This window comes from Microbulbifer thermotolerans (assembly GCF_001617625.1).
GTDB lineage: Bacteria > Pseudomonadota > Gammaproteobacteria > Pseudomonadales > Cellvibrionaceae > Microbulbifer > Microbulbifer thermotolerans.
Window position 1 is genome coordinate 234896 of sequence record NZ_CP014864.1, and the last position, 25945, is coordinate 260840.

The window sequence follows — 25945 nt, forward strand, 5'->3', positions numbered from 1 at the left end:
CGCGTTGCGCTCGCGTACAGATTGAATTACTGAGGACTTGGCGTGAGTCACGACAATCCGAACTTTCTCGCCCTAGGCTGGCTGACTGGTGAAATCAATGACACGCTGGCGCAGGCGCGCCAGCAACTGGAAGCTTTCGCCTCAGCCTCCACTGAGGGAGCGTCAGCCGCGGACAATGGTCTGCTGAAGCACTGCCTGGAATTGATCCACCAGGTGCACGGCAGCCTCCATATGGCCGAATTAAGCGGCGCCGCTATGCTCGCCGAGGAAATGGAGCAGCTGGTTCAGGCGCTGGCTGGCGGTGAGGTGGAAAATAGTGACGAGACGCGCGAATTTCTCATGCGCGCCCTGCTCGAACTTCCCCTGTACCTGGAAAAAGTATCCTTTCAACGGCGCGATAACCCCATACTTCTGCTCCCTTTATTGAACGACCTGCGAGCAGTGCGTCGTGAGCGCCTGATTACCGAGGGGGCTCTCTTCGCTCCGGACTTGTCGCCACTGGAACAGGTGCGCGGTAAACGGCAGGCCCTTACTGGAAACAACGCCAAGTTGCAGGAGCTGGTTGGCAAGCTGCGCAAGATGTATCACGTGGCGGGCGCAGGACTAATTCGCGATGTCAACAGTAAAGAGAGCCTCGCTTACCTGGTAAAGGTCGCGGAGAAGATGTCACTGCTGTACAGCGGCAGTGTGCGTCGGCCGTTATGGGAGATCTTGCTCGGCATTTTCGAGGCGGTTGCTGAGCACCGTATCAGCGTAATGCCCGCTCTGCGCCAGTTATTGCGGCGCATCGACGTGGAATTCCGCCTGCTCGCCGGGCGCGGAGCCAAGGTGCTCGACGCGCGCCTGGACCGCGACCTGGTGCGCAATCTGTTGTTTTATGTGTACCTCGCTGGCCCCAACGGCCCGCGTTGCCAAGCGCTTTATCAAACATACGCACTCGATAAGGCGGTGCCCGGTACACCGCGTCCGGATACTGAAAATGCTCTGGCCATGGGGCCAGAGGCCCTGGGCACGGCAGTGGAAGCACTGCGCGAAGAGTTGCGGCTAGTGCGCGAGGCACTGGAACCCGAAACTGCCAGCACCGAACGGCCGCCCCTGTCCGATACTGCCGCCATCGCCAAACGAGTGGCGGATACACTCGGTGTGTTGGGCCTGGAAAACCAGCGGGCCCGTGCCCGTACCGTGTACGAATGTCTTCGCGACGCCGCGCGCGGTCAGGATGTTGACGAGCTGTTACTGCGCGCCGCGGGCGATCTGGTGCAATTAGATACTGCCCTGGCATCCACTGCCGCGCGCAATAAGCAAGTCAACGACGATCAGCCGCTGATGGGCGATGCCACCAACACAGTGTTGCGCGAGGCGCGCCTCGCCCTGGAGGTGGTCAAGGAGGCGGTGGTGGAATACATCGCCAGTCACTGGGATATCAGCTATTTGAGCCGGGTGCCGGAGCGCTTGCAGGAGGTCTGCGGCGGTCTGGAAATGGTCGGTTATCAGCGCGCAGGAAAAATAGTCGATGCTTGCAAACGCTATGTGAGCGAGCGGTTGATCGAGGCTGAGGAGCAACCTGAGTGGAAGCTGCTCGACACACTGGCAGATGCGATTACCAGTGTCGAATACTACTTGGAGCGCCGCTCTGATGGTATTGAAGATGCCGATATGCTGCTCGCGCTGGCCGAAGATAGTGTAGCGACTCTCGGCTTCGCGGTGACTGACGAAGCTCTTGAGATTGAGGCCGAGCCCCTGTCCGTCGGGGACGCCGCTACCGCCGATGAAACCGAGGCAACAGCGGACTTCATTGCGGAATTGCCCGATGAGCCAGTTCAGGAGCCGATTTCCGCTGCAGAAACTACCGCGGTAGAAGAGGGTGACTACACTGCTGAGCTGCAATTGGCGGGCACGCAGCCGACCGCGGTTGAGACTGTGGAGTTCGAGTCCGAGTCCGAGCCCGACACGACTTTATCCGCCGACGCTGATGCGCATGCCGAGCCGGTTGAAACTGCACCGGCTGCGAGTCTCGATGACGACGACAACCTGATCGACGATGAGATTGTCGAGATATTTTTGGAAGAGAGTGCCGAGGTACTCGAAACTATCGGTCAATACTTCCCCCAGTGGGCTGCCAACTTCGGTAATCGCGACGCGCTGGTAGAGTTCCGCCGTGGCTTCCATACGCTCAAAGGCTCCGGCCGTATGGTCGAGGCCGTGGAAGTCGGCGAGCTGGCCTGGGCTGTCGAGAATATGCTCAATCGGGTGATTGACGACACGGTGCAACCCACCCGTGCCCATGTGGAGCTCGTGGAACAGGTTCGCCGCAAATTGCCATCGATGATCGAAGGCTTCCGGTTGCGCACCGGAGATCCGGATCCGCAGCGCACTGCACAGTTGGAGGCTTGGGCCCAACAACTGGCCAATGGAGAAGAACCGGAAGATTTGTTGGCCGCCTCCGAATCGCAAATGCCGGAAATCCCGGCTGCGGAAGAGGCGGCAGATGCGGGCGAGGATATTGATCAGCTGTGGGAAATTTTCGCTCAAGAAGCGGAGACCCACTTGGCAGTGGTGGATGAATTCCTCGCCGAGATGAGGGATGCGGCGCCCCTGTATGACGTGCCGTCCGATCCAATGCATCGCGCTCTGCACACCCTCAAGGGGTCAGCGCATATGGCCGAGGTAACGGCCGTGGCGCAGCTTGTTGCCCCCCTGGAACGGTTTGCCAAGGAGCTGCGCACCTACCAGGTATCCATTGATGCGGACATATTCGAACTGTTCAGCGATGGCGCGGACTATGTCCGCCGTGCACTCGAACAGATCCGCGCCGGAGAAGCGCCGGTAATCGAAAAGTCTGAACAGTTCCTCGCTCGTGTGGCTGAGCTGCAGGAACGGTCCGTCGGTCAGATGATCCGCGAGCGCGAGGCCAATCAACCCAAATCGGTGGATCCCCAGCTGCTGGCGGTCATTATGGCCGATGGCATGAAAGTACTGCTGGACGCGGACCAAATGCTGAAGCAGTGGCGCTCAAATCCCGCTGACAAGTCGCTGTTGGCTCCGGTTGCCGAAGAGCTGCAAGTACTGGAAGAAGCCGCCAGTCGTGCACAACTACCGACATTAGCCGAATTGTCGCGGCTACTGCTGAATGTCTATCGCAAGGTGATCGATGGCCGCCTTGAGGTGGAACCCGCGCTTTGGTCCGCCCTGGAGGAGGGGCATAGTGAGCTGCTTGATCTCGTCGATGCCGTAGCGGCGGCTCAGGATCTGCCCGAGGTCAGCGAAGCGGTTGGCGAGGCACTGCGTTATCTCGCTCAAGGAGACAATGTATCGTCCGAAGAGGACGATTACGACTTGGCTGAGCTGGGCATCGACAGCACCGATATTCCCGTTGCCCAGGCAGAAGAAGAGGTCCCCGTCGCAAGTGTCGCAGCTAGTGACGACAGCGGCGACTGGGGGCTCGATGGACTGCTGGCGGCTGAAGCGGACCACATGCCCGCCACCGAAGATGAGCAACGGACAACGCCAGCGGCGGAAGAAAACGCTCCTGTACCGCCTGTTGCGGAAGCAGTCGAGCCTGCTGCGGTTATTACTACCGAAGAAGTGGGTGGTCTGGATACGGATGGCCGCGACGAGGCCGGCGTATTCGGTGACCTGAGCTTTGATGATTTGTTGATTGCCGATGGGCAGTCGTCTGCCCCCAGTGCGGTTGAAGGGAGTGAAACGCCCCTCGAGGAGCAGGTCACTCCGGCTGCGCCGATGGCGGAGGAACCGGCGAGTACTGTCGCCGAGGTGCGACAGCCAGTGGCAGATACGTCGCCGTCGGACGACGAACTGCAAAAGCTGCTCGCGGATATTGATCCCGACGTCGTCGAAGTGTTTTTGGAAGAAGCCGGCGACCTGGTCGATGAGCTGGAGGAACTGATCCAGGAGTGGGAGCAGGCGCCAGCTGACCAAAGCCAGGCCGAAGCGTTGAAGCGGGTACTGCACACCTTCAAGGGCGGTGCGCGTATGGCCGGTGTCATGGGACTGGGTGAAGTGGCGCACCGCTTCGAGACAGTTATTGAGGGCATGCAGGGCAAAGCAGAGCCTTCAATGGAATTCTTTGCCGATGCTCACGCCATCTATGACCGCATTGCAGCCGGTGTGGAAACCGTGCGTGCCTGGATGGGGGGTGAACAGTTGGACGCATTTGCCCAGTTGCTCAGCACTACCTGGGCCGATGCGCAAATGGCGGAGGACGCGGCCCCGGCGGGTTATCAAGAGACACCCGAGGTGACCCCCGTATTGGATGAACCGAGGCAGGCCGCCGAAATAACGGATACAACCCCGGAACCGCCGGCTGAGCAGCCTCCGCAGGCCGTGCCGGCGCCCAGGGATGAACCACCGAGCAATGTGCTGCCGTTTATCCGCAAGAAAGCGGGTGTCAGCGAACGCGAATCCGGCGCTGGGGTGAGGAGCCAGCCGCAAGAGATGGTGCGGGTGGCTGCGGAGCTCTTGGAGGAACTGGTTAACCTGGCGGGTGAAACCTCCATTTCGCGCAGCCGGCTGGAAGAGCAGATCAGCGAGTTTGGCCTGGCTCTGGATGAAATGGATTCCACCCTGCAACGCTTGAACGAACAGTTGCGGCGCCTGGATATGGAAACCGAGGCGCAAATCTTGTTCCGCCAGGAGCAGTTGGCTGAGCAGGACGATGATTTCGATCCGTTGGAGATGGACCGCTACTCATCCATTCAGCAACTGTCCCGCTCTCTTCTCGAATCCACATCGGACTTGATGGAGCTGCGCGCGACGCTCGGCAACAAAGCGCGAGATACCGAGACATTGTTGTTGCAGCAGTCCCGGGTGAATACGGAGCTGCAGGAGGGACTCATGCGCAGCCGCATGGTGCCCTTCTCTCGCCTGGTGCCGCGCCTGCGTCGCATTGTGCGACAAGTCAGTGCCGAGCTTGGTAAGCAGGTTGATCTGGTGTTCTCCAACGTCGAGGGTGAGCTGGACAGATCCATGCTCGAACGCATGGTGGCTCCGCTCGAGCATATGTTGCGCAACGCGGTGGATCACGGGATTGAAGCGCCGGAGGTACGCGCCGCAGCGGGCAAGCCGGAGCGCGGTCGTATCAGTGTGGCGCTGGAGCGTGAGGGCAGTGAGGTAGTGCTCTCTATCAGCGACGACGGCGCTGGTATCAATTTGATGAAAGTCCGGGAGAAGGCCATAGAGAGAGGTCTGATGCGCCCGGATGCGGAGTTGTCCAATAACGAGATCCTGCAGTTTATTCTTCAGGCGGGCTTTAGTACCGCGGACAAAGTTACGCAGATCTCCGGACGTGGCGTTGGTATGGACGTGGTGTCGGCGGAAATCAAACAGATCGGCGGCACCGTGCATATCAACTCCCAGGCGGGCCAGGGCACGGAGTTTATTGTCCGATTGCCGTTTACGGTGTCGGTGAACCGCGCCTTGATGGTCAAGATCGGCGAAGATCTTTTCGCTCTGCCGTTGAATACCATTGAAGGGATAGTGCGGCTCAGTCCCTTTGAGTTGGAACACTACTACCGCACTGAGGGTGCACACTTCGAATACGCTGGTGAGCCCTATGAGGTGAGCTATTTCGGTACTCTGCTGAAGTCAGGGGCCCGTCCGAAGCTCGACGGGCGGGACATGCAGCTGCCGGTGTTGTTGGTGCGCTCCGAGGGCCACGCCATGGCACTGCAGGTCGATGCCATCATGGGGAGTCGGGAAATCGTGGTGAAAAGCCTGGGCCCCCAATTTGCCGGTGTGCAAGGGGTTTCCGGTGCAACGGTAACCGGTGACGGTACCGTGGTGGTGATTCTCGATCCCCACGCCCTGCTTCGCCGCCAGGCGGCGCAGTTGGCGCGGCCCGATGTGGCGAAGCTGGAATCAAAACCCCAGGTGCTCCCGGAGCCGGAGGAGCGGCAGCTTAAGGTCATGGTAGTGGACGACTCCGTGACGGTGCGCAAAGTGACTTCCCGCTTCCTGGAGCGTGAAGGCTATCTGGTTACCACTGCCAAAGATGGTCAGGACGCGGTAATTCAGCTGCAGGATCAAATTCCCGACCTGATACTGCTCGATATCGAAATGCCGCGCATGGATGGCTTTGAGGTGGCGCGGCATATCCGTGGAAACCAGCGGCTGAGAGATATTCCGATCGTGATGATCACTTCCCGAACAGGCAGTAAACACCGCGACTACGCCTTGTCGTTAGGCGTAAATCATTATTTGGGTAAGCCCTATCAGGAAGAGGTCTTATTGGAAACGATCCGGGAATATACCGGCGAGGCGGCGGCCAGCGGCTGACAGCCCATCAGTAAACGGAAAAGAGATTGGCGATGAGTGAAGTGAAAGCGCTGTCGGTGGATGTGCCCCAGGAGCTGAGCAGTCTGTTGCTGCCGTTGGCGGATGGCCAGCTGCTGGTGCCTGTGGACACCTTGTCGGAAGTCATTGCCATGCAGACGCCAGTGGCAGCCTACGACGCTCCGGCTTGGTATCTGGGCGAGCTCAACTGGCGCGAGCAGCGGCTGCCACTGTTGTCCTTCGAAGTAATGCGGGGAGGGCCATTGGCGGCTGTCAGTGAGAGTGGGCGTATCGCTGTATTGAACAGCGGCAATCCCGGAGGTGACCTGCCGTTTCTTGCCCTGGTGCTCGCGGGTACGCCGCGTTTGGTGCGGGTAACTCCGGAAGAATTGGCGCGCCGCGATCAACCTTGTCACCAGGGAGAGCTGATGCATGTGGCTCTATCTGGAGAAGAAGCCGTGATTCCAGATCTGACTGGACTCGAACGGGCTTGTCTGCAGTATCGCAATAATCGTTGACCCCCCTTAACACCGTTCAATTTCGGTACCTGATTCGCGAATGCCCTCTCCACGCAGGGCACTGAGCCCGCAAAGAACTGCACGGGCGGGTCGGAGAGGTGGGTAGCTCCGCTCTCCGACTTAAAACAGCTCTTCCGGTAATGCTTTTTCCTGTTGCTCGTCGTTAGCTGCGTCCTTGTCATCACCGTTATAAATCGGCTGATAGGCGCTGTAGGTCTCGCGGCCCGGTATCCGGTCAGCGCGGAAGATCTCGAACATGCCACTGCGGGAAGTGCGCAGGCCGGTTTTCGGATTGATGCGAACAGTAACAATGTCGTCCGGCTGAGGTAGGTGCCGCTCCGGCAGCCCCTCCAGTGCGGCACTCATAAAGTCGATCCAGATGGGGAGAGCCGCCGAGCCGCCGTACTCATTTTTGCCCAGCTCGCCATTGGAGTCGAAGCCGACCCAGGTGCTAGTGACCAAGTAGGGGCTGTAGCCGGAGAACCAGGCATCGCGCGGGCCGTTGGTGGTGCCGGTTTTGCCGGCGATATCGCCCCGTTTCATTACCAATGCGCGACGACCGGTGCCCTTCTTAATGACGTCCTTCAGGATTGAATCCATGATGTAGGCCGTTTGTGGTGATATCGCTCTGGGCGCACGGGGGCGCGCCTGTTCCCCGGCTGGATCAAGTGGTGCCGTTGGCAGGGTACGCAATTCAATCGGTTCTTCGTCCGTTGACGAGACGTCGCGCTCGAGCTGTGCTTCCAACAGATCCACGGGTTCAAGCGGAAGCTGCTCGCTTCCGGGCTCGGGACAGTTGCGGCACACCGTCAGCGGCAATGCCTGGTAGGCCAGCTGTCCGTGGACGTCCAACACTTTGTCCACCAGATAGGGTTCGATACGGTAGCCGCCGTTGGCGAAGGTGGCGTAGCCTCGGGCCACCTCGAGTGGCGTCAGCGCAGAGCTACCCAGGGCGATAGTCAGATTGCGGGCCAGCTTGCTGCGTTCGAACCCAAAGCGCTCGACAAAGCCCAGTGCATAATCGATACCCAGGGCCTGTAACAGGCGGATGGATACCAAGTTGCGCGATCGGTACAGCGCTTCGCGCAAGCGGATGGGGCCAAGAAAGCGACCGCTGTCGTTTTCGGGGCGCCACACGTCTTGCAGATTGGTTTCTTCGAAGATAATGGGCGCGTCGTTGATAATGCTGGCGGCGGTATAGCCTTTCTCGATTGCAGAAGCGTAGATAAACGGCTTGAAGTTGGAGCCGGGCTGGCGCGCCGCCTGGGTAACGCGGTTGAAATGGCTTTGATGGAAATCGTAGCCTCCAACCAGGGCGCGGATGGCGCCGTCCTCAGGATCTAAAGAAACCAGCGCGCCCTGTGCTTCCGGCACTTGTGCCAAGTGCCATTCCTCGCGCGGCTGAGCGGTTTCCTGCTCTGCAGAGGCGGGCTCATCACCGACTTCAAAGGGGTCTTCTGCGCCCGCTTCATTCCCAGCTTTCGCCGTTTCGGAGTTCGGCTCGGGTTTTATCTCCACACGGCGCAGGCGCACTACATCTCCAGGGGCGAACATTTCCTCGGCTGAGCGCAGGCGTGGCCCTCGGGCGTTTTCGGAAAGGTAAGGGCGGATGCTGTCCAGGCCGTTTTCCCAGGGTATTTCAACGACACGGCGATCCCGCAGCTGCACCTGCAGCCGCTGTGGCTCAACAGCGGTAACCACTGCAGGTTCAAGTCCTCCAAGTACTGGGATTTCATTGAGCAGATCAACCAGGAGGTCACTATCTTCCAATAATGCCGCATCCAGGCGCTGTTCCGGGCCGCGGTAGCCGTGACGGGTGTCGTATGCTTCCAGACCGCGTTGCAGCGCCTTGCGAGCCGTGTCCTGCAGGCGGCTGTCGACGGTGGTGATTATTTGATAGCCATCGGTATAGGCGTTATCGCCGAAGAGTTCTACCGCTTTCTTGCGCGCCATTTCGGCAACGTAGGGGGCGTCGAGGTCGAGGTCGCGGCCGTGATAGCTAGCGGTAACAGGAGCTGTAATGGAATTCTTGTAGTCATCCTGATCGATGTATCCCAGCTCCAGCATCCGTTTCAGAATCCAGTTGCGGCGCACCAGGGCCCGGGTGGGGTTGGCAATGGGATTATAGGTGGACGGGGCTTTGGGCAGCCCCGCCATCATGGCCCACTGGGCGAGATTGAGTTCATTGATATCACGCCCGTAATACACATGGGCCGCAGCCTGAAAACCGTAGGCGCGGTTGCCGAGAAAAATTTTATTGATGTAGAGCTCGAGAATTTCGTCTTTACTGAGTTCCTGCTCAATCTGCAACGACAGTAGTATTTCATTGAACTTGCGCAGGAACCGCTGTTCGCGGCTGAGAAAGAAGTTTCTTGCCACCTGCATGGTCAGCGTGCTGCCGCCGGACTGGATGGAGCCCGTTTGCAATAATTGTGATGCAGCTCTCACTAAACCTTTAATAGAGACGCCGTTATGGGAGTAAAATCCTGAGTCCTCGGCGGCGAGTACGGCTTTGATAAACAATTCAGGTGTTTGCTCGATCGTGATCGGGTTGCGCCGTTTCTCGCCGAATTCCCCAATCAGCTTCATGTCCTGTGAGTAGATTCGCAACGGTGTCTGCAGGCGGATATCGCGCAGGCTCTCCACCGATGGCAATCCCGGCTTGAGGTAGAGATAGATACTGGCAAAGGCCATGGCTGTTGCTGCAGCGCCTGCCAAACAGAGCCAGAGTAGGGACAGCAGGCGATTGCGGGCTTTTTCGGTCATGGAAACGCTTCTGTTGTGGGATCTTCCCCGCGGGCGGTTGCACGGGCGGGGCTCTTCTGAACTTTTTCGGATAATACAATGTTGATTATACGAATATTGTGCGCTGTTACCTATGCAATTGATGGTTGCGGCGGTAATTTAAAGTGCTATAACATCAAATTCTCATAACCCACGGAAAAGATAAGAAAAATGGGGATGCTCCCTTTCCTCAACAAAGGCCCCAAGGCCATGCTGGGACTCGATATCAGCTCCACCGCTGTCAAGCTGCTGGAGCTCAGTCGCAACGGCGACCGGTATCGGGTCGAGTGTTATGCCGTGGAGCCTCTGCCGCCCAATGCGGTGGTGGACAAAAATATCAACGACGTGGGCGCGACCGCGGAGGCTATCCGCAAGGTAGTGCGCCGTTCCAAGACCCGTCTGCGCCAGGCGGCAGTGGCTGTATCCGGCTCCGCGGTGATTACCAAAACTCTGGAAATGCCAGCGGATCTCTCCGATGATGATCTGGAGGCCCGGATAGCGCTGGAAGCAGAACAATACATTCCTTTTTCGCTCGACGAAGTAAACCTGGATTTTGAGGTGCAGGGGCCATCGGCCAAAGGCGAGGGCCAAGTGGAAGTTCTGCTGGCCGCTTGTCGCAGCGAGACGGTCGAGCAGCGGGTTTCCACTCTGACCGAAGCTGAACTCCAGGCGGGGGTGGTGGATGTGGAAGCCTACGCGATTGAACGGGCTTACACACTGATGGAGCGCCAGTTCCCGCCCCAGGAGCAACTGGTGGTTGCGGTGATTGATATTGGCGCGACGATGACCGCGCTTTCGGTGCTGGTGGACGGCAAGACCGTCTACACTCGCGAACAGTTGTTTGGCGGCCGCCAGCTAACCGATGAAATCCAGCGCCGTTACGGTCTGTCTTCGGAAGAGGCCGGTTTAGCCAAGCGCCAGGGCGGTAGCGGCTTGCCGGACGATTACTATCCGGAGGTGCTGGAGCCTTTCCTCGATGCCGTGGTGCAACAAGTCACGCGCTCTCTACAATTTTTCTACTCGTCCTCTTCCTACAGCGACGTCGACTACATACTGCTTGGCGGCGGTGTAGCGGCGATGGATGGACTGGCCGATATGGTCGGTCAGAAACTCAACAAGCCGACATTGGTGGCCAATCCTTTCCTCGATATGGCGGTGGCCTCTCGGGTCAACAGCCAGGCGCTGGCCAGCGAAGCTCCGTCGCTGATGATTGCCGCCGGCCTGGCGATGCGGGAGAAGGAGTACTGAGATGGCGAAGATCAACCTACTCCCCTGGCGTCAGGAATATCGGGCGCAAAAACAGAAAGAGTTCCAACAGGTAGCCGTGTTGGTGGTAATGGCAGCCGGCTTTTCCCTGTTTCTGTGGATGAAGACCGTCGACGGTCAAATTGCCAATCAAAATGAGCGCAATCAGATACTGCAAACGGAAATCAATACGCTGAACAAGCAGGTGCGCGAAATCAAGGAGTTGAAGAAGCGCCGGCAGGAGTTGATTGACCGCATGCGCGTGATCCAAGAGTTGCAGGGCAACCGGCCGCTGGCCGTGCGCTATTTCGATGAGATGGTCCGGGCGGCACCGGAAGGGCTTTGGCTGACCAGCCTGGCGCGCAAAGGTAATGCGGTGCAAATCGCCGGGGTGGCGGAATCCAACAACCGGGTTTCCTCCTTTATGCGCAATCTGGATCAGTCCGACTGGTATGAAAACCCCAACCTCACGGGAGTGACCGCCAGGCCTGAATTCGGCGAACAGGCCAGCGCTTTCCAGATGACTGTCAATGTCAGCGGGCGCAAAAAAGACGAAGAACAAGCTGACGCGGGAAATTAAAGGGGCCCGACCATGGCATTGGAGGATACGCTCAAAAAACTTAACGAGCTCGATATCAACGATATCGATTTCTCGCGCGTGGGAGTCTGGCCTCTGGCCGGGCGCGTGGCATTGCTGATCGTAATCGCTGCCGTATTGATTGCCGGAGGTTATTACGTCTTGATCAGCGATCGCTATCAACAGCTGGAGCTGGCCGCCAACAAGGAACAGGAACTGTTTACACAGTTCGAGCGCAAGTCGTTCGAGGCGGCCAACCTGGATGCCTATCGCGAACAGCTGGCGGAAATGGAAGATATCTTTGGCGCTCTGTTGAAACAGCTTCCCAAGGACACAGAGGTACCGGGGCTGCTGGAGGATATCGACGAGTATGGCCGCGGCAGTGGGCTCACTATTAAAAAGGTGCAGCTGGAGAATGAGCAGGTCGGCGAATTTTATGTTGAGCTGCCCATCCGCATCGAGGTGGAAGGCGGTTATCACGAATTTGGGGCTTTCGTCAGCGGTATCGCAGGTATGCCGCGCATCGTCACCCTGCATGATTTTGATATCAAGACAAGTAAAGACAGCGGTGCATTGCTGAGTATGGTCATCAATGCCAAGACCTATCGCTACAAGGATCAGGGGGAAGAGGGATGATGAAACGCATTGCCCTTGTCTCGGTCCTGCTGACTCTGGCCGGCTGCGCGCTCGACGGCGACCACAGTGACCTGCGGCAGAAAATGGCCGCGGTTAAACACAAGCCGAAGGGGCAGATAGAACCGATACCTACCTTCACGCCATACAGCCCCTATGTCTACAGTGCGGCCGCTCAGCGCAGTCCGTTCAGCCGTCCGGTGCTGGAGTCTGAACAGCGGTTGGTGGGGCGCAAGCTCGATGTGGCACCAGACTTAAACCGCCAGCGGGAACTGCTAGAACGCTTCAATTTTGATGCCTTGTCCATGGTGGGAACCCTGTCCAGGGGCGGCCAGCTCTGGGCGCTGATCGACGACGGCGAGGGTGGTATTCACCGAATCACCGTCGGCAATTATCTGGGCAAGAACCACGGGCGGGTGGTCAACGCCTCAGAAACCCAGATTGATGTTTTGGAAATCGTACCGGATGGCACCGGTGGCTGGATCGAAAGGCCGCGGGCGCTGACTTTGGAAGAGAAGGACAACTGATAATGATCAACACGCAACTCGCCAGGTTAATGGCTCTCTTTCGGGTTCTGTTGCTCAGTTTGGCGCTGATCCCAGCGGTTTCGTCGGCTCAGGTCAACCAGCTAAACGACATCCAGTTTTCCGAGCTGCCCGGAGGCCGTGTACAGTTGCGGCTCACGTTCAGTGATCTGCCGCCGGAACCCACCGGATACACTATTGAGCAGCCGGCCCGCATAGTGATGGATTTTGCCGGTGTGGAGAGCGCGCTGCCAGAGAAAAAGTATTCTTTGGGTATCGGCAGTGCGCGCAGCGCCGTGGTGGTCTCCAGTGAAGACCGCACTCGCCTGATCGTCAATCTGGATCAACTGCCGGTCTATACCAGCGAACGCAAAGGTAACCAAGTTATCATGGAGATAGGTGCGGACTCCGCGACAACGGCTTCCGTGGCCGCAGCTCCGGTAACGCCAAGCCATGATCAGGGCTTGAATCTTGGTGGACAGAAGCAGTTCCGGGCCGCGGGGGATGTGGCCATCCGCAATGTGGATTTCCGCCGCGGTGAAGCGGGTGAAGGCAAGCTGATAGTGAGTCTTACGGACCCGGCGGTGAATATCGATGTCGAGCGTACCCGCGGCAAGATTATGCTGACTTTTCTCGGCGCGGATTTGCCGGAGTCTCTGCGCCAGCGTCTGGATGTCACCGATTTTGCGACTCCGGTCAAAACCATCACCGTCGATTATGACGGCCGCAACTCTGTGATTTCGGTGGAGCCCTCAGGCAGCGATTACGATTACCTGGCCTATCAGGCGGACGGTGAGTATGTGCTGAGCGTCAAACCGCTCACGGTGGCGGAAATACGCGAGAAACAGAAAGAGTTCCAGTTCACTGGCGAGAAGCTGTCGCTGAACTTCCAAGATATTGAAGTGCGTTCCGTACTGCAGCTGATCGCGGACTTCACTGACCTCAACTTGGTGGCCAGCGATACAGTCAGTGGCCGAATCACCCTGCGTCTCGACGGTGTACCCTGGGATCAGGCGCTGGATCTGATCCTGAAAGCCAAGGGGCTGGACAAACGTCAGGAGGGCAATGTGATTATGGTGGCGCCGGCGGCGGAAATTGCTGAGCGCGAGCGCCAGGAGCTGGAAACTCGCAAGCAGCTTGAAGAGCTGGCTCCGCTGCATACCGAGTATATCCACGTGCGTTACGCCGACGCGCGCGAACTGTTTACGCTCTTCTCTGGTCAACAGCAGGGTGGTGGATTTAATCAGGGCAATTTTGCCGGTGGTCGGCAGGACGATGACCAGCGCAGCATCCTCTCGTCCCGTGGTAGTGCCATTGTCGACGAGCGCACCAACACAATTATTTTGACAGACACTGAAGAGAAGATTGCCCAGTTCCGCGAACTGATCGAAGCCATTGATATTCCCATCCGCCAAGTCATGATCGAGGCGCGCATCGTCAACGCCAACTCGGATTTCCAGCGGGACTTTGGAGTGCAGTGGAACTACGTCGAAAGCCACAATATTGATGACGACAAGATAGGTATTGGTTCTGGAACCCAGGATTCTGGCACTGTTACTGGTAATGGTTCGGGGCCAAGCGTCTCTTCGCCAGTCAGTACGCACGGCGCGCCCTTGGTGGACTTAGGATTGACGGAGTCGGCTGGCAGCATTGCCTATGCGATCTTGAAAGACAACTTCTATCTGGGCCTGGAATTGTCGGCGTTGGAGGATGTGGGTAAGGCGGAGATTGTCTCCCAGCCCAAGGTGATGACTGGCGACAAGCAAGAGGCCACTATCCAGTCTGGTGTGGAAATCCCCTATCTGGAGGCCACCTCCTCCGGGGCTGCATCGGTGACTTTCCGCGAGGCGGTGCTGCAGCTGAGTGTGACGCCGCAGATTACGCCGGACAACAACATCATCATGGACCTGCAGATCGACCAGAATAGCGTCGGCGAACTGTATACCGACTTGGCAACCGGTAGCGAGATCCCGGCTATTAACGTCAATACCCTCTCGACCAAGGTGCTGGTCAGCAACGGGGAGACGTTGGTACTCGGTGGTATTTTTGAAAGCCAGGTAATCGAAGGTGAGACCAAGGTGCCGCTACTGGGGGACATCCCCTATTTGGGCCACTTGTTTAAGAGGAGCACCCGCCAGAATGACAAGCGCGAGCTGCTGATCTTTATCACGCCGCGGATAATGGAAGACGAGTTCTTCTTCTCCAAGTAGTGATTGCCACGACGGTAGGGATACCAGGTCGTCAGGCACAAGGATGTGCAGCCCCTTCACCTATTACACTCAAAATAGGTGCAATGCCGAGAAGACCCGCCGGCTGAGAGCGGGAACCGAGCTAGTCCCACACGAGCTTTCCCAAACACTTAGAGTCAAGCATGCCCAACAGCGAGGCTGCTTATTCTTGCCGCCTAGTGTATCGTAGAAAAAACGCTCCAAATTAAGACACTACGTGATCGAACACTCTATCTTTCTCGTCGGCCCCATGGGGGCTGGCAAGTCCACTATCGGAAAACTGCTGGCGCTTCAGTTGGGTCTGCCTTTCGCGGATACCGACAAGGTGCTGGAAGATCGCACCGGTGCCGATATCCCCTGGATTTTCGATGTCGAGGGTGAGGCGGGCTTCCGGCGCCGTGAGAGCGAAGTGCTCGAGGATCTATGCCGGGGGCCCGTGCAGGTGATCGCTACCGGCGGAGGTATAGTGCTCGCAGAGCAAAACCGCCGGCAGCTGAAAAAACACGGATTGGTCGTCTATCTGCAGGCGAGCGCGGACCAATTGCTCGAGCGTACCGCCAAGAATTCCAATCGCCCTTTGCTGCGGGTGGCCGATCCCCGCGCGCGTATTATCGAATTGCTGGAGCAGAGGGATCCGCTTTACCGGGAAGTGGCGGACCTTATTTGCGATACCGACGATTGCACACCGAAACAAGCCGCCCTTATGGTGGCTGAGCGGCTGGTAAGTGATTAGCCCGGTTCCACGCCTGTGCTAAAGTGCCCTCCTGCCCGCGGTGCGGCCGCCCGTGGGTTTGCACCGGAAATGTTGGAATGTCATTAGGAGGGCGCAGTGCACAGTCTGAATGTGGAACTGGGAGATCGCAGCTATCCCATCGTGATCGGATCGCAGTTGTTGGGTGATCCGCAATATCTCCTCCCCTATATCCGCGGCAGGCAGGTCTGCGTGGTGACCAATGAGACTGTTGCGCCCCTGTACCTGGAGCGGCTGCTCGAGGGCTTGTCGGATTTCGACAAGGTGGACACCATCGAATTGCCTGACGGTGAGACCTTCAAAACCCTGGATACGCTCAACCGGATCTTCGACCTGCTACTCGAGCGGCGCCACAACCGCACGACCACTCTGATCGCACTCGGTGGCGGCGTAATCGGGGATATGACCGGTTTTGCCGCCGCCTGCTACCAGCGGGGTGTTGATTTTGTGCAAGTGCCGACAACGCTGTTGGCGCAGGTGGATTCCTCCGTTGGCGGCAAGACTGGAGTCAACCACCCCCTGGGCAAGAACATGATCGGCGCTTTCTACCAGCCCCGCATGGTGCTGGCCGATATGGATACATTGAGCACCCTGCCAAAAAGGGAGCTGGCGGCAGGGATCGCTGAAGTCATCAAATACGGCCTTATCTGTGACGCCCCTTTCTTTGAATGGCTGGAAGGCAATATGCCGCGTCTTCTGGCGTGTGAACCCGAGGCACTGGCCTATGCGGTGGATCGCTGTTGCCGAGACAAGGCCGCAGTGGTGGCGGAGGATGAGCGGGAGTCCGGGCGCCGCGCCATACTGAATTTTGGGCACACCTTCGGTCATGCGATCGAAGCGGTACAAGGGTATGGCAGTTGGCTGCACGGCGAGGCGGTGGCTGCCGGCATGGTGATGGCGGCGGAGTTGTCCAGTCTGCGCGGCGATATCGATGCCGGCTTGGTAGGGCGTATCCGCGCTCTGCTGGCTGCCGCGGAACTTCCCCTGGCAGCCCCGGAAGGTATGGCAGTGCAACAGTTCCTCGACGCCATGGCGGTGGACAAGAAAGTCTTGGACGGTCGCCTTCGTTTGGTACTGCTGCGCGCGTTGGGAACGGCGCAAATCGTCGACGACACCCCGCGGGAGTTGCTGGTAGAAGCGCTTCGGAATTGCGGTGCCGTATGACAAATAGCCTGCAAACTTTGCAATGCTGAGGATTTTTTGACGGATTTTTATAGAGAAAGAAGATAAATCTGTTTTTTATGTAGCAGGCAGGAGAAAAATCTGGCAATTCTTGCAATTGCAGTTGCCCGCCAGTAATATTGCGCGCCCCCTCCGAAAAACCGGGGGCAGCAAAATGCCAACAAGAAACAAGGAAAAGCCCCGCTAGTGGGCTTTTTTTGTCTGGGGTGACAGCAACCGCGGCACGCGGACCTGGGGCTCCGGAGATCCCGCAACGATAAAGATGAGGAATTCTATGGGTAGCGGTCTGTATCGGTTGGATGAGTTCAAGGACAACTGCGGTTTTGGTCTGATCGCACACTTGAAGGGCGAGGCCAGTCACAAGCTGGTGCAGACCGCCATCGAGTCCCTGACCTGCATGACACACCGCGGCGGTATTGCCGCCGATGGGAAGACCGGTGACGGCTGTGGCCTCCTGCTGCAGAAACCCGATGCGTTTCTGCGCGCCGAGGCGCGCGATGTCTGTGGCGCGGAGCTGACCGATACCTACGCCGTCGGCGCCATTATGCTGCCCCTGGATGAGGCCGCTGCGCAGAGCGCGCGGGAAACCCTCGCGCGTGAACTGGAAGCCCAGGGCCTGCGTGTGGCTGGATGGCGCCCCGTACCCACCAACCCGGACTGCCTGGGCCCCATAGCGCGGGAGTCTCTGCCGCGTTTTGAACACCTGTTGGTCAACGACGCCGAAGAACCGCTGGGTGAGCAAAAATTCACCGCGCGACTCTATGTCGCCCGGCGCAAAGCGGAGCAGCAGCTCGGTGAAGGCGTTTATATCGCCAGTTTGTCTACCGGGGTTTTGTCTTATAAAGGCTTGATGATCCCGGCGGATTTGCCGAAATTCTTTCCCGAACTGGCGGACCCGCGGCTGGAAAGCGCCATCTGTGTATTCCATCAGCGCTTTTCCACCAACACCATGCCGCGCTGGCCGCTGGCACAGCCGTTCCGCCTGCTGGCGCACAACGGTGAGATCAACACTATCACTGGCAACCGGAACTGGTCAGTGGCGCGTACGCCCAAGTTCTGTACGCCTCTCATCCCGGAGCTCACGGAACTGGCGCCGCTGGTTAACCGCGAGGGCTCCGACTCCTCCAGTCTCGACAATATGCTGGAGATGCTGCTCGCCGGGGGTATAGAGCTGCACCGGGCGGTGCGTATGCTGGTGCCGCCGGCCTGGCAGAATGTCGAGGACATGGACCCGGATCTGCGCGCCTTCTACGAATACAACTCCATGCACATGGAACCCTGGGACGGCCCTGCCGGCCTGGTGATGACCGATGGCCGCTATGCCGTTTGCACCCTGGACCGCAATGGTTTGCGCCCCTCCCGCTGGGTGATCACCAAGGATGACCTGATTACCGTTGCGAGTGAAATCGGTGTCTACGACTATGCGCCGGAAGACGTTGTCGCTAAGGGGCGGCTGGGCCCGGGACAGATGCTGTCGGTGGATACCCGCGAGGGCAAGTTGTTGCACACTGCCGATATCGACAACATGCTCAAGCGTTCCCAGCCCTATAAACGCTGGTTGAAGGAGAAGGCCAAGCGCATCCGCTCCACGCTGGTCACTGCGCCAGTGGACAACAACTTTTCCTTTGCGCAGTTTAAGGTCTACCAGAAATTGTTCAGCTCCTCCCTGGAAGAGCGCAACAATGTGGTCCGCCCCATGGCCGAGGCCGGTCAGGAAGCGGTGGGTTCCATGGGGGACGATACCCCCATGGCGGTACTGTCGCGCCACAACCGCTCCCTGTACGACTATTTCCGTCAGCAGTTCGCTCAGGTTACCAACCCGCCGATAGATCCGCTGCGGGAAACCATAGTGATGTCCCTGGAGACCTGCCTGGGGCGGGAGAAGTCTGTCTTCGAGGAAACGCCGGAACACGCCGACCGGGTTATTCTGGCCTCGCCGGTGTTGTCGCACATCAAATTCACCGCGCTGTTGAATCTGGATCGGCCCGGCTTTGAGGCCAAGATCTTTGACCTGAATTACGACCCGCAGCAGCTGGACCTAAAGGGGGCCATTCAAAAGCTTTGCTCTGATGTGGAGGCTGCAGTGCGCGCCGGCACCGTGATTGTGGTGCTGTCCGACCGGGAAATCCGCGAGGACCGGCTGCCGATTGATGCCCTGTTGGCCACCGGTGCCGTGCACCACCACTTGGTGCACGCCGGTCTGCGTTGCGACTCCAATGTCGTGTTGGATACCGCCAGTGCCCGCGATGCCCACCAGGTTGCATGCCTAATTGGTGTCGGCGCCACAGCGGTGCACCCCTATTTCTCCTACAGCATCATCAATCACCTGATTGAAACCGGTGAATTGTTGCTGGACGCGGCCGAGGCGCAGAAGAACTACCGTAAAGGCATCGTCAAAGGACTGCTGAAGATACTGTCCAAGATGGGGATATCCACCGTGGCCTCCTATAGGGGCGCCCTGTTGTTCGAGTTGGTGGGACTCGACAGGGAAGTGGTGGATCTTTGCTTCCCGGGCGCGCCCAGCCGTATCCAGGGTGCGGGTTTTGCCGAGCTGCAGGCGGATATGGCCGCGCGCGCGAAGCTGGCATGGAAGGCCCGCAAGCCGGTTTCTCCGGGCGGATTGCACAAATTTGTCTGGGGCCAGGAGTATCACACCTTCAACCCGGATGTGGTCAGCACGCTGCGGCGCGCCGCGCGCACAGGCGACTATGCCGCCTACCGCGAATACGCTGAACTGGTCAACAAGCGCCCGGTGGCGACCTTGCGCGATCTTCTGGCGTTTAAAGAGGAGGTAGAGCCGCTTCCCCTGGACCAGGTGGAGCCGGTGGAGAATATTCTGCGCCGCTTCGATTCCGCCGCCATGTCCCTCGGAGCCCTGTCGCCGGAGGCCCACGAATCCCTCGCGCAGGCGATGAACCGGCTCGGCGGCCGCTCCAACAGCGGTGAGGGCGGTGAGGACCCGGCGCGTTTTGGTACCGATAAGGTTTCCAAGATCAAGCAGGTAGCATCCGGCCGTTTCGGCGTCACCCCCCACTATCTGGTCAACGCAGAGGTGCTGCAGATCAAGATCGCCCAGGGTGCCAAGCCCGGCGAGGGCGGCCAACTGCCCGGCGGCAAAGTGAATGAATTGATCGCGCGGCTGCGCTATTCCGTGCCCGGCGTGACACTTATCTCGCCGCCGCCGCACCACGACATCTATTCAATCGAAGACCTGGCCCAGCTGATCTTTGACCTCAAGCAGGTCAATCCGGATGCACTGGTGTCCGTGAAATTGGTGTCGCGCCCCGGTGTCGGCACTATCGCCGCGGGGGTGGCCAAGGCCTACGCCGACCTGATCACCATCTCCGGCTACGACGGCGGCACTGCCGCCAGCCCCATTACCTCTATTCGCTACGCCGGCTCGCCCTGGGAGCTGGGCCTGGCGGAAACTCACCAGACGCTGCGCGCCAACGACCTGCGCGACAAGGTGCGGTTGCAGACCGATGGCGGCCTCAAAACAGGTTTGGATGTGGTCAAGGCGGCGATACTCGGCGCTGAAAGTTTCGGCTTTGGGACCGCGCCCATGGTGGCGCTGGGTTGTAAATACCTGCGCATCTGTCACCTGAACAACTGCGCTACCGGTGTCGCCACCCAGAACAAGGACCTGCGCGATGAGCACTACATCGGCACCGCGGAAATGGCTATGAACTTCTTCCGCTTTGTGGCCGAGGAGACCCGCGAGTGGATGGCGCGCCTGGGTGTTCGCACGATCGATGAGCTGGTCGGCCGTGTCGACCTTCTGCGTGTGCTCGATGGTGAGACGGACAAGCAGCGGAAACTGGATTTGTCGCCGCTGTTGCACTCCGACCCACTGCTCGACAGCAAGCCACAAATCTGCCGCCTGCCGAAAAACGCGCCGTGGGACAAGGGCGAGCTGGCGGAGCGAATGGTGGCGGAGATACTGCCGGCGATCGAGGGCCTGTCTGGTGGCGAGTACAGCTACAAAATCACTAATTGCGACCGGTCAATAGGAGCGCGCCTATCCGGTGAGATCGCCAAGCGCCATGGCAACCAGGGAATGGTAGACGCACCGATCAAAGTGCATTTGCAAGGGGTTGCCGGTCAATCCTTTGGTGTCTGGAATGCCGGTGGTCTGGAGATGTATCTGGAAGGGGATGCCAACGACTATGTGGGCAAAGGTATGGCCGGCGGCAAGCTGGTGATCCGCCCGCCGGCGGGCAGCGCCTTTGCCAGCCGTGAAACCAGCATTGTCGGCAATACCTGCCTCTACGGTGCCACCGGCGGCAAACTGTTCGCCGCCGGGCGTGCTGGCGAGCGTTTCGGCGTGCGCAATTCCGGCGCCTTCGCGGTGGTGGAAGGTGCCGGCGACCACTGCTGTGAATATATGACTGGCGGTATGGTCGCTGTGTTGGGAGACACCGGGGTGAACTTCGGTGCCGGGATGACCGGAGGCTTTGCTTACGTACTGGATCTGAAGCGCAATTTCTTCGACAAGTGCAACCACGAGTTGATTGAACTGCGGCGTATCAGCAGCGAAACACTGGAGCCCTATCAGAGCCACTTGCGCGAAGTGATCGAGGAGTATGCCGCGGAGACCGGCAGTGAATGGGGCGCGGAGTTGCTGGATAACTTCGACGATTACCTGAGCAAGTTCTGGCTGGTTAAACCCAAGGCCGCGAGCCTCGCCGGCCTGTTGGCCGATGTGCAAAAACGCGGTGAATAAGGGGGGTGATGGATCTATGAAAGAAAGACTGAGTAACGATTTCCAGTTTGTCGATGTGAGTCGTGCCGACCCACCGAAAAAAGACATCATCACCCGTACTAACGAGTTCGTTGAAATTTATCAGCCGTTCAGTGAACGGCAGGTAGCCAATCAGGCACACCGCTGTCTGGATTGCGGTAACCCCTACTGTGAAACCGGCTGTCCGGTGCACAATTACATCCCCAACTGGCTGAAACTCGTCACGGAGGGGAATGTGATGGAGGCGGCCGAACTCAGCCACCAGACCAACTCCCTGCCCGAGGTGTGTGGCCGGGTCTGCCCCCAGGACCGCCTGTGTGAAGGGGCCTGTACCCTGGGTGACGGATTCGGTGCCGTCACTATCGGTTCCGCGGAAAAGTACATTACCGATACCGCCTTTGCTCTCGGCTGGCGCCCGGACCTTTCCCATGTGCAGAAGACCGGCAAGCGCGTCGCCGTGATCGGCGCTGGCCCTGCCGGGCTCGCCTGTGCCGACGTATTGGTGCGCAACGGCGTGCAGCCGGTGGTATTCGACCGATATCCCGAGATCGGCGGCCTGATTACCTTTGGCATTCCGGAATTCAAGCTGGAAAAGTCCGTTATGCAACGGCGCCGCCAGGTTTTCACCGACATGGGCATCGAGTTTTGCCTCAACACTGAGGTCGGCAAGGATATCGCTTTCGATGCATTGCTGCGGGATTACGATGCCGTGTTTATGGGGATGGGCACATACAATTACATGAAGGGCGGTTTTCCCGGCGAGGACCTGCCGGGCGTCTATGACGCTCTGCCGTTCTTGATCGGCAACGTAAACCGCAACATGGGCTGGGAGAAAAATCCCGAAGAGTTTATTTCCGTCGAAGGCAAGCGGGTTGTTGTACTCGGCGGCGGGGACACCGCCATGGATTGCAACCGCAGCTCCATCCGCCAGGGGGCCAAGAGCGTGACCTGCGCCTACCGCCGGGACGAAGAGAATATGCCGGGTTCCCGCCGCGAAGTGGCCAATGCCAAAGAGGAAGGGGTGCGCTTCCTGTTTAACCGGCAGCCGGTGGAAATTGTTGGAGGTGGCACCGGCGGCGGCGTCACTGGTGTCAAAGTAGTGACCACCGAGCTGGGCGAAGCGGATGAAAATGGCCGCCGCCGCCCGCAGGTGGTGCCGGGCTCGGAGGAGATTATTCCGGCGGATGTTGTTCTGGTTGCCTTCGGCTTCCGTCCCAGCCCGCCGGACTGGCTGGCGGAGCACGGAATCCAGGTGGCCGAGTGGGGCGGCGTGCTGGCGCCCGCAGAGCAGCGTTTCAAGTACCAGACCAGTAACGAAAAAGTCTTTGCCGGTGGCGATATGGTGCGCGGCTCGGACTTGGTGGTTACCGCCATTTGGGAGGGCCGCCAGGCCGCAGAGGGTATTCTCGACTATCTGGACGTTTAAACCGGCCGATGTTGCAGGGCGCTGAGCCCCGGCTCCGCGCCCTGCAAACGCCATACGTGTTTTTCCCTGTCGCCGTCAGCCCACCGGTGTGCTGCCCCCCCCCCTGTTTCCGCCCCTCGCACCTCTGTACAATAGCCGTCCTTTTTAACCCGCCCTCGCCGAGAATATGGTGCAGTCCATGTCTGATTCCCCCTTCTCCACACTGAAAAACGACCGCTTTCTGCGCGCTTTGCTGCGCCAGCCGGTGGACCGCACGCCGGTTTGGATGATGCGTCAGGCGGGTCGCTATCTGCCCGAGTACCGCGCTAGCCGTGCCCGTGCGGGGAGCTTTATGGACTTGTGCCGCAATGCGGACTTGGCTTGCGAAGTGACCCTCCAGCCATTGGAACGCTATCCGCTGGATGCTGCCATTCTCTTTTCGGATATCCTCACGGTGCCCGATGCGATGGGCCTGGGGCTTTACTTTGAAGAAGGCGAGGGGCCGAAATTCCGCAAACCGCTGCGCTCCGCTGCTGATATAGAGGCACTGGAGGTCGTCGACAGCGAGCGGGACCTCGACTATGTGATGCGTGCGGTCTCCACCATTCGCCGGGAGCTGAACGGGCGTGTGCCGCTGATCGGATTTTCCGGCAGCCCCTGGACCCTGGCCACTTATATGATCGAGGGGGGCTCCAGCCGCGATTTCGCCCGCAGTAAGGAGATGCTCTACAACCGACCCGAACTGATGCATCAGTTACTCTCCGTACTTGCGGACTCGGTGACGGATTATCTCAACGCACAGATCCGCGCCGGCGCCCAGGCTGTACAGATTTTCGATACTTGGGGCGGGGTTCTGGGACACGCGGCTTACCGGGAATTTTCCCTGCAATATATGGCCCGTATCATCCGAGGTTTGACCAAGGAGGCGGAAGGCCGCCCAGTGCCGACGATTCTGTTTACCAAGGGCGGTGGCCAGTGGCTGGAAGCCATGGCGGAAAGTGGTGCGAGTGCCTTAGGGCTGGATTGGACCACGGATCTGCGCCAGGCCCGTGCCAGCGTCGGAGACCGGGTAGCCTTGCAGGGGAACCTGGATCCGGCGGTACTCTATGCCAGCCCCAAGCGGATTCGTGCGGAGGTGGCGGCGCTACTGGAATCCTACGGCCCCGGTCCGGGCCATGTTTTCAACCTGGGCCACGGTATTACCCCGAAGGTGGACCCTGAGCACGCAGGGGCGATGATAAAAGCGGTGCAGGAGCTGTCGCCCGCCTACCACGGTTAATCATCGCCGGGCGCCTGTCCCGAGATAAGAAAAGAAATCTCTGTGACTGCTGTCACAGGGGCGGGGCTGCGGGCTGCCGCAATGCCGTGGTATAAAGATCTCCGTCTATGTGGCTTGCCCGCTCACGGGGCTGGGGGACCTCTGATTAATTCGGGTGAGCACCGTAGTTGGCTTCGGTACGCTGAAGTAAGTGGGGGATTGTTCGACAACACTTGAGAACTTCTCTGTAGCTCCCGTCCTGAATCCGAGGGCTTCGGAATAGCCATTCCGTCACCTGAGCTTTTCACCTGGCATCGAAGTCTCTTTTCTGCCAGGCAGTGAATTAGTCAGCGGTTCCTAAGAACTCAAAACCCGGCGACAGTACATCCAGTGGCGATTGAACAGGTAAAAATTTCTGTAGAAGACCTGCAGCGCGGCATGTTTGTGTCTAGGTTAGACCGGCCCTGGACACAAACGCCTTTTGCGCTGCAGGGGTTCTATATTCGCGACCTGGAAGAAATTCGCCAGCTCAAAAAATATTGCCGTTACGTCTATGTAGACGTAACCAGGAGTGTTGGTGACGCCGGCATCAGACTGCGCCACATGGCCAGTGCCGCCACCCGCAATGCACCCTCCGCGGCCCGCCGTCGCAATGGCCGCGTGCCACTGGCCATCCCCTGCCGCCCGGTACAGGTCCACCACAAGGCTTATCCACCCCCCGCGCCAGCGCGCGGTGAAGCGGGCAGGGCGCGCAAACTGCAGCGGCGCCTGATGGCCAGCATGCGCGAGGTAATGGTGCAGATCCACACGGACCGCCCTCTGCCAGTCCAGCAGCTCAACAAGGTGGTCGAAGATTTAGTCGACAGCGTCTTGTGTAGCCCCGATGCCCTCAGCTGGTTGGCCCGTGTGCGAGATAAGGACGAACACACATACAGCCACTCCATTCGCGCCAGCATTTGGGCGGCGGTTTTCGGCCGTCATATCGGCCTGCGCCGCCATGAATTGGTACAGCTGGGTACAGCCGCGCTGCTCAAGGATGTGGGCAAGCTGATGATTGCCGATGAAGTACTGCAGATGTGCAATAGAGACCCGCGCAGCGAACTGGAATACCGCAAGTTCGTCGAACACAGTGTAAAGCTGTTGTCTGCGGAAGCGGTGCTCGATCCGCAAGTGATCAATATTATTCGCTGTCACCGCGAGCGCCACGACGGCAGCGGCTACCCCCAGGGATTGCGTGGAGACAAAATTCCAGTGCTGGCGCGCATGTGCGGTATTGTGACCTTCTATGACGAGGCCACCAATCCCCGCGATGTCAGTGTGCCGGTAGCACCCTCCCAGGCGGTGACACAACTCTACGACCTGCGCGATATTGCGTTCCAGGAGCAGCTGGTGGTCGAGTTTATCCAGTCCATTGGCCTGTATCCGACCGGAACCCAAGTGGAACTGTCCACCGGCGAAGTGGGGGTGGTAGTGGAGCAGACCTATCGGCAGCGCTTGAATCCCAAAGTAATGGTGGTGCTGGATAGCAGCAAGCGGCCACTGGAAAAGATGCGCCTGTTCGATATGGCTGCGGAGAACGGACGCAAGCAGAAATTAATCGAGCGGGGTAAACTCAGCGTTTGCGACAAGGTCACCATCGTCAAGGATGTGGAGCCGGGCACCTATCCACAGGTGGATGTCAACGCAGTGTGTGAGTCTTACTTGTTCAGCCGGCAGAAGCTGCCGGCATTTCTGTCCCGTCTTGTTAAGCGTTAGGCACGCATCCCTATCGTTTCCGGCCTGTAGCCGGCCAGTGCGCAATTTCCATT

14 protein-coding genes are annotated in these 25945 nt (G+C 58.9%); 13 read left to right on the forward strand and 1 reads right to left on the reverse strand.

The window, feature by feature from the left end:
- Positions 1-42: 42 nt before the first annotated feature.
- Positions 43-6294 carry a hybrid sensor histidine kinase/response regulator gene (locus tag A3224_RS01035; RefSeq protein ID WP_067150318.1) on the forward strand — a complete coding sequence of 2084 codons (6252 nt, stop codon included), beginning with the start codon at positions 43-45 and terminating at the stop codon, positions 6292-6294.
- Between the two features lie 32 nt (positions 6295-6326).
- Positions 6327-6809 carry a chemotaxis protein CheW gene (locus A3224_RS01040; RefSeq protein WP_067150321.1) on the forward strand — a complete coding sequence of 161 codons (483 nt, stop codon included), beginning with the start codon at positions 6327-6329 and terminating at the stop codon, positions 6807-6809.
- A gap of 120 nt (positions 6810-6929) precedes the next feature.
- Here the strand turns inward: A3224_RS01040 and A3224_RS01045 are convergent, their stop codons facing one another.
- The gene (locus A3224_RS01045) at positions 6930-9575 is read right to left on the reverse strand and encodes a penicillin-binding protein 1A (protein ID WP_067150324.1); all 2646 of its coding nucleotides are present in this window, start codon (positions 9573-9575) and stop codon (positions 6930-6932) included.
- Positions 9576-9764: 189 nt separating this feature from the next.
- Between A3224_RS01045 and A3224_RS01050 the strand changes: the two genes are divergently transcribed.
- The 11 genes from A3224_RS01050 (at position 9765) to A3224_RS01100 (ending at position 25892) form a co-directional block, all read left to right on the forward strand.
- Entirely contained in the window at positions 9765-10841 is a 1077-nt protein-coding gene (locus A3224_RS01050; RefSeq protein WP_067150327.1) for a pilus assembly protein PilM, read from the forward strand.
- Position 10842: 1 nt separating this feature from the next.
- A complete protein-coding gene (locus A3224_RS01055) occupies positions 10843-11418 on the forward strand; it encodes a PilN domain-containing protein (protein ID WP_067150330.1) in 576 nt (191 codons plus the stop codon).
- A 12-nt stretch (positions 11419-11430) separates the two neighbouring features.
- A complete protein-coding gene (locus tag A3224_RS01060; protein ID WP_067150333.1) occupies positions 11431-12051 on the forward strand; it encodes a type IV pilus inner membrane component PilO in 621 nt (206 codons plus the stop codon).
- On the forward strand, positions 12048-12575 hold the full coding sequence (locus A3224_RS01065; protein ID WP_082817342.1) for a pilus assembly protein PilP: 528 nt from the start codon (positions 12048-12050) through the stop codon (positions 12573-12575). Before A3224_RS01060 ends, A3224_RS01065 begins: the two co-directional genes overlap by 4 nt.
- Before the next feature lie 2 nt (positions 12576-12577).
- Positions 12578-14782 carry a type IV pilus secretin PilQ gene (gene pilQ / locus A3224_RS01070; protein WP_067150340.1) on the forward strand — a complete coding sequence of 735 codons (2205 nt, stop codon included), beginning with the start codon at positions 12578-12580 and terminating at the stop codon, positions 14780-14782.
- Between the two features lie 235 nt (positions 14783-15017).
- Complete coding sequence (locus A3224_RS01075; RefSeq protein WP_074902189.1) at positions 15018-15533, forward strand: shikimate kinase; 516 nt, start codon at positions 15018-15020, stop codon at positions 15531-15533.
- A gap of 96 nt (positions 15534-15629) precedes the next feature.
- Positions 15630-16715, forward strand: coding sequence for a 3-dehydroquinate synthase (aroB, locus tag A3224_RS01080; RefSeq protein WP_067150343.1), 1086 nt, complete (start codon positions 15630-15632; stop codon positions 16713-16715).
- 292 nt (positions 16716-17007) lie between these two features.
- Positions 17008-21456 (forward strand): glutamate synthase large subunit, encoded by a 4449-nt coding sequence (gene gltB / locus A3224_RS01085; protein WP_067150346.1) that lies wholly within the window; start codon positions 17008-17010, stop codon positions 21454-21456.
- Positions 21457-21472: 16 nt separating this feature from the next.
- Positions 21473-22900: an FAD-dependent oxidoreductase gene (locus A3224_RS01090; RefSeq protein WP_067150349.1), complete on the forward strand. Its 1428-nt coding sequence runs from the start codon at positions 21473-21475 to the stop codon at positions 22898-22900.
- Between the two features lie 178 nt (positions 22901-23078).
- Complete coding sequence (gene hemE, locus A3224_RS01095) at positions 23079-24158, forward strand: uroporphyrinogen decarboxylase (RefSeq protein WP_067157245.1); 1080 nt, start codon at positions 23079-23081, stop codon at positions 24156-24158.
- A gap of 417 nt (positions 24159-24575) precedes the next feature.
- Positions 24576-25892, forward strand: coding sequence for an HD-GYP domain-containing protein (locus A3224_RS01100; RefSeq protein WP_231902536.1), 1317 nt, complete (start codon positions 24576-24578; stop codon positions 25890-25892).
- The last annotated feature ends 53 nt before the right edge of the window (positions 25893-25945 follow it).